Annotated in this window: 2 protein-coding genes; both read left to right on the forward strand. The window is 76.6% G+C overall.

The genetic code is table 11. The features are described 5' to 3' along the window. Positions 1 to 1,354, forward strand: a 1,354-nt coding sequence (locus tag ABZV94_RS39570) for a condensation domain-containing protein (protein ID WP_356349599.1), incomplete at its 5' end; no start/stop codon positions are given. After that, positions 1,351 to 5,745, forward strand: a 4,395-nt coding sequence (locus tag ABZV94_RS39575; RefSeq protein ID WP_356349601.1) for an amino acid adenylation domain-containing protein, incomplete at its 3' end; no start/stop codon positions are given. The genes ABZV94_RS39570 and ABZV94_RS39575, both read left to right, overlap by 4 nt.

Raw genomic sequence — 5,745 nt, forward strand, 5'->3', positions numbered from 1 at the left:
CGCCGGGCCGCACCAGGCCCGCCCGGCGCCCGGGGCCGCTGCGGAGGCCCCGCCGCAGCCCCGGGACGAGGGGCGGAACGAGGGCGGTTTCCCGCTGTCCCACGCGCAGCGCAGGATCTGGCTCGCCACGCGCGGCGCCGCCTCATCGGCCCAGCTCATCTGCGACGTGCTGCCCCTTCGCCGGCGGATGCGCGACGACCTGCTGCGCCGGGCCCTGGACGCGGTGGTCGCCCGGCACGGCATGCTGCGCACCGGTGTCACCGGCCGGGGTACCGCGCTGCTCCAGACCACGGCCGACCGGCTGCCCGCGACCCCGCTCACCGTCGTGGACGTCCCGCCCGGCACCCCGGCCGACAGCGACGAGGTCCGTCACGCCCTGCGCGATCTGCGCGACACCCCGTTCGACCTGACCGTGCCCCCGCTGTTCCGGGTGCGGCTGGTGCGAGGGGTCGCCGACGGCGATCTGCTGGCCGTGTGCGCCCACCACCTGGTGTACGACGGCGCCAGCGTCGGCGTCTTCCTCGACGATGTGAACCGCGCCTACGAGCGGGCCGCGGCGGACCGTGAGCCGCTGCTGCCCCCGCCGGCCGGGGACGACCGCGCCTGGGTGCTCGCCGAGCAGTCGTGGCTGGCCGGGGCGGAGGCACGGGCGGCCGAGGAGTTCTGGCGCGGCAGACTCGCCGGCCTCCCGGAGCCCGTGACGCTCTTCCCCGGCCCGCGCCCGCGCCGGCGCGGACCGCTCGGACTGGTGCGCCGCCAGGTCGCGGTGGAGCGGGACGGCACCGGATCGCCGTTCGCGACCGTCGTCGCCGCGCTGGCGACGACGGTCCACCGGCGCACCGGCATCGGCGACCTGGTGATCGGCTGCCCGATGAGCCTGCGCCACGTCACGGACGCCGCCGGGATGATCGGCTGCTTCGTCAACGCGGTCCCGCTGCGCCTGACGCTGGAGCCCGCGATGACCCCGGAGGCGGTGCTCGGCCATGTGCAGGAGCGCGTACTGGAGGCGTACGAGCACGTCAGGCTGCCGTTCGACGTGCTCCTGCGCCGGCTCGGCGTACGGGCGCGGCCCGGCCACGGCCTGCTGTTCGACCTCGGGGTGAGCTGGGAGGACGGCACCGGCATGGCGAGCGGCCTGAACAGTGCCGTGCTTCCGGCCCCGACGGCGCCGGCCGACGCCGACGTGTGGATCTACGCCCACCGGCACGGCGACGGCCTGGAGCTGGAACTGACCTACGACACCCATCTGGCAGAGCGGGAGACCGCCGCCGACCTGGCCGACGAGATCGCCGTTGCGGTCGGACGGTTGGCGGCGCTCCCGCGGGAACCGCTGAACGGGAGCCGGCTGCGATGAGCACCGATGTGTACGGGCCGACCGTCCTGGGCGCGGCCACGCCCCTGTCCCCCCGGCTGACGTCGGCACGGACGGCTGCGACGGGCCGCGTCACCGCGCGCGTCGCGCTGCCCGGTCCGGCGGCGCGGGACAGAGGCGGACCGGCGTCGGCGCGGGACGCGGACGGGCCGCTCGGCGCGTGGTCGGTGCCGGCCGCCGCCGTGGCCTTCGTCCTCGGCGCCGCGGAGGACACCCGGACCCCCGTGCTGAACGTCGTCGGCCCCTGCGGGCCGGTGCGCTGCGCCCTCGACCTGGACGCCGCCGAGACGGTCGGCGACCTGCTGCGCCAGGTGGACGGCTCGGCCGTGTCCGCACAGGCCGGCGCGGACGAGGAGTCCATGGCGGGCACGGTCGTGCTGCGGTGCGCCCCGCACCCGGACTCCCCCGACGCGCGCGCCGCGCTGCGGCTGACGATCCTGCCGGACGCCGCGACCGGGGGGCCGGTGCTGCACGCCGACGCGGACGCCGGTGTGGTGGAGCCCTGGTTCCTCCAGGTGTTCCTCCGGTCGGTCGTGGCCGCGGTGACCGCGTGCGCCGACCCGGCCCGGCGCACGGCGGACATCGACCTGGCCGCGCCGGAGGACCTCGACGCGGTGGCCGCGCACGGCGCCGCCCGGTACCGCCCCGCCGAGCCGGGGACCCTGGTGGACCTCGTCCGGGCCTCGGTGCGCTCCGCGCCGGACTCCCCCGCGATCCGGGTCGGCGACGTCACCCTCACCTACGGGCAGTTGTGGTCGGCCGCGGCCCGTGTGTGCGCGGCGCTGGGCCGCGGCGGGGTCCGGCCGGGCGACCACGTCGCGGTGCTCACCGGGAAGTCGCCCGCCGCGGTCCCGGCGATCCTGGGCATCCTGCGGGCCGGAGCGGCTTATGTGCCCCTCGATCCGCGCACGCCCGCGGAGCGGCTCGGGGCCGTCGTGGCCGACGCGGGATGCCGTGTGATCGTGGTGGAGGACGAACACCGTGCGCTGCTCGCCCACTGCCCCGCCGGCACGGTGGCGCTGACGGCGACCGCGCTGACCGCGGCGGGCGGGGACACCCCGGACGGGGCTCCGGAGCGGGGCCCCCGGCCGGAGGACCGCGCGTACGTCATCTACACCTCCGGCTCCACGGGCCGGCCCAAGGGCGTCGTCGTCCGTCACCGGGCGATCACCGGGTACCTGGCCTGGAAGCACCGCTACCACGAGCTGGGCCCCGGAACCCGGCTCCTGCAGATCCCCTCGCTGGCCTTCGACAGCTCCGTCTCCGACGTGTTCTCGGTGCTCGCCGCCGGCGGGCTGATCGTGCTCGCGCCCGACGGCGCACCGGACCCGGCTCTGCTCGCCCGGCTCGCCGCACGGCACGGGATCAGCCATCTCACCCTGGTGCCGAGTCTGTACCAGGTGCTCGTGGACCGACTGGCCGGGGCCGGGCACCGGCCGCGTCTGGTGACGGTCGCCGGCGAGGCCGTGCCCCCGGGGCTGGTCGAGCACCACCACGCCGTGCTCCCGGGCACCCGGCTGGTCAACGAGTACGGCCCGACGGAGAACTCGGTCGGCGCCACCGCCTTCGACCACCACCCCGGCGCCGGTCCCGGGCACCCCATCGGCCATCCGATCGACAACACCGTCGTCGCGGTCGTCGCGGAGCACTCCGGCAAGCCGCTCCCGGCCGGTTTCCTCGGCGAGATCCGGCTGTCCGGGACCGGACTGGCCGACGGCTACCTGGACCGGCCGGACGCGACCGCCCAGGCGTTCCTGGACGATCCGGCCGCGCCGGGCGGCCGGTGGTACCGGACCGGGGACCGCGGCTGGTGGCGGCCGGACGGCATGCTCGAATTCGCCGGCCGCCGGGACGGCCAGGTGAAGATCCGCGGCTACCGCGTGGAGGTCGGCGAGGTCGAGTCCGTGCTGCTCGGCCGGCCGGGGGTGACCGAGGCGGCCGTGGTGGCCGCACCGGCGCCGGACGGCCGTGACACCCTCGTCGGCTACGTGGCCGGATCGGTGTCCGAGGAAGGACTCGTGGACGCGCTGCGGCGGTCGCTGCCCCGGCAGATGGTGCCCTCCCGCCTCGTCCGCGTGCCCGCGCTGCCCCGGCTGGTCAGCAACAAGGTCGACCGCGAAGCCCTGACCCGGCGTGCGGCGGACGACCTCGCCCCGCGGCCGGCGCCACGCGCCCCCGAAGCTGCGGGCGAGCCACGGGACGGCACCGTGGAACCGGGCGGCCTGGAGGAGACCGTGGCGGAGGTGTTCCGCGAGGTGCTCGGCGCACCGGACGCCGGACGCGACGACGACTTCTTCCTGCTGGGCGGGCACAGCCTGCTGGCGGTGGACCTGGTGGACCGGATCAGCGAGCGGACCGGTCTGCTGCTCGACATCAGCGACGTCTTCGACGCTCCGACCGTCCGGGGCCTGACCGAGCGGCTGGACGCCGCGGGCGGGCCGGGTCCCGTCCCGCCGGGCACGCCGGAGAAGCTGCCCGCCGCCACGGACCCGGTCTACCCCCTGCTGCCGGCCCAGCGCCGGATGTGGCTCGATGAGCGGATCGACCCGGAGCGGCGTGGGGTGTACCACCTGACGGAGGCCGTGCTGCTGCACGGCGACCTCGCGCACGAGGACGTCACGGCGGCGCTGGCGGCCGAACTGGAGGTCAGCGACGCGCTGCGCCTGCGTGTCGTCCCGGACGGAACGGAGCCCCGCCAGCGGATCGAGCCCGTGACCGCGCCGGCCGTCTCCTTCGTCGACGCGCGCGGACCCGGTGCCCCCACCCCGGCGGAACTGACGGCACGGGAGCTGCACCGGCCCTTCGACCTCACCCGGGAACCCCCGCTCCGCGTCGTCGTGGCACGCACCGGTGAGGCGGAGCACCTGCTCATCGTCACGGTCCACCACATCGCGTGCGACGGAGAGTCCGCGACCATCCTGATGGGGCGTCTGTTCGACCGGATCCGCGCGCGGCGCACCGGCACCCCGGCCCCGGCGGCACCGCAGGCCGGCTACCTGGACTACGTGGCCTGGCAGCTCGCGCGGCAGTCGGACCCCGAGCGCGAGGCCGACCGCGCGTACTGGCGGCGGGTGCTGGCCGAGCCGCTGCCCTTCCCGCTGCTGCCCGCCGACGGCGAGCGCGGGCTCCCGCCAGGCGCCACGGTGCGCACCAGCCACACCCTCGACACCGCCACCGCGCAGGCCCTGCGCCGGGTCGCCGCTGACCAGGGCGCCACGATGTTCACGCTCACCCTGGCCACCGCGGCCGAGCTGCTGCACCGGCTGACCGGCATGACCAGGGTCTCGCTGGGCACCCCGGTCGCGGTCCGCGACCATCCGTCCCTGGGCGGGGTCGTCGGACCGTTCCTCAACACCGTGCCTATCGTCGCCGAGTTGCGCGGCAGCGAGCCGTTCAGCGCGCTGCTGGGGAGCGTGCGGGAGACGGTCCTGGAGGCGATGCGGCACCGCGCCACCCCGTTCGACGAGATGGTGGGGCTCGCGCCGACCGCTCGGGGCGGGGGACGTACTCCCCTGTTCACCGTGATCTTCACGCTGGACGAGCCCGGCGACGCCGGCACCGGATCCGGTGACCGGTTCGACGCGGGCCCCGGTCTGACGGTGCGCCGGGCCCCCGTCACCGGGTGGACCAGTGACTTCGAGTTCACCCTGCACGTCGACAACAGCGGTGCCGGCCTCACGCTGACCTGCGAGCACGACGGAGGCGTGTACAGCGCGCGGCAGGCCGCGCGCATCCTCGATCTGTGGGCACACCTGCTGTGCCGTACCGCCGAGGCCCCGGACCGGACCCTCGCTGCCACGGGCGCCGGGCCGCTGGCGAGCGCCGAGGCGCTGGCCTTCGCCCGGTCCGTCCCGCGGACGCTGGCGTGCGGGGGCGACGCGCCCCGGCACTTCGACCGTCCGGTGGCCGTGGTGGACGCGGCGGGTGCTCCCGTGCTCGTGGGCATGCCCGGGGAGATCGTGGAACTCGGCGCCGAGGAGCCCGGTGAGGGCTTCGCCGAGCGCGTCCGCCGCGGCAGGCGCACGGGGCTGTCCGGGTGTGCGCTGCCGGACGGTGCGCTGCTGGTCCGGGGCCGGATCGACGCGCCGGTGCGGGACGCCCTGGGACCGGTCGACCACCTGGCGGCCCGGGAACGGCTGGCGAACCACCCCGCCGTGGCCGCCGTGGCCGTGACCGGCTCGCCGGACGGGTCGCTGACCGCCCACGTCCAGCCGGCCGCGGGACACGGGGTGACCCCGGCGCAGCTGCGCGCCCACGTCCGCGCCGTGCTGCCGGAACGGCTGACCCCGCGTCACGTCGTGTTCCACCCGGAGCTGCCGCGCGCGCGGGACGGGCTGGTCGAGGTGCCGGCCCCGGCCGGCGGCGAGCCCGAC

Origin of the sequence: Streptomyces sp. NPDC004658 (assembly GCF_040609555.1) — a bacterium.
In the GTDB taxonomy this organism is placed as follows: Bacteria; Actinomycetota; Actinomycetes; order Streptomycetales; family Streptomycetaceae; genus Streptomyces.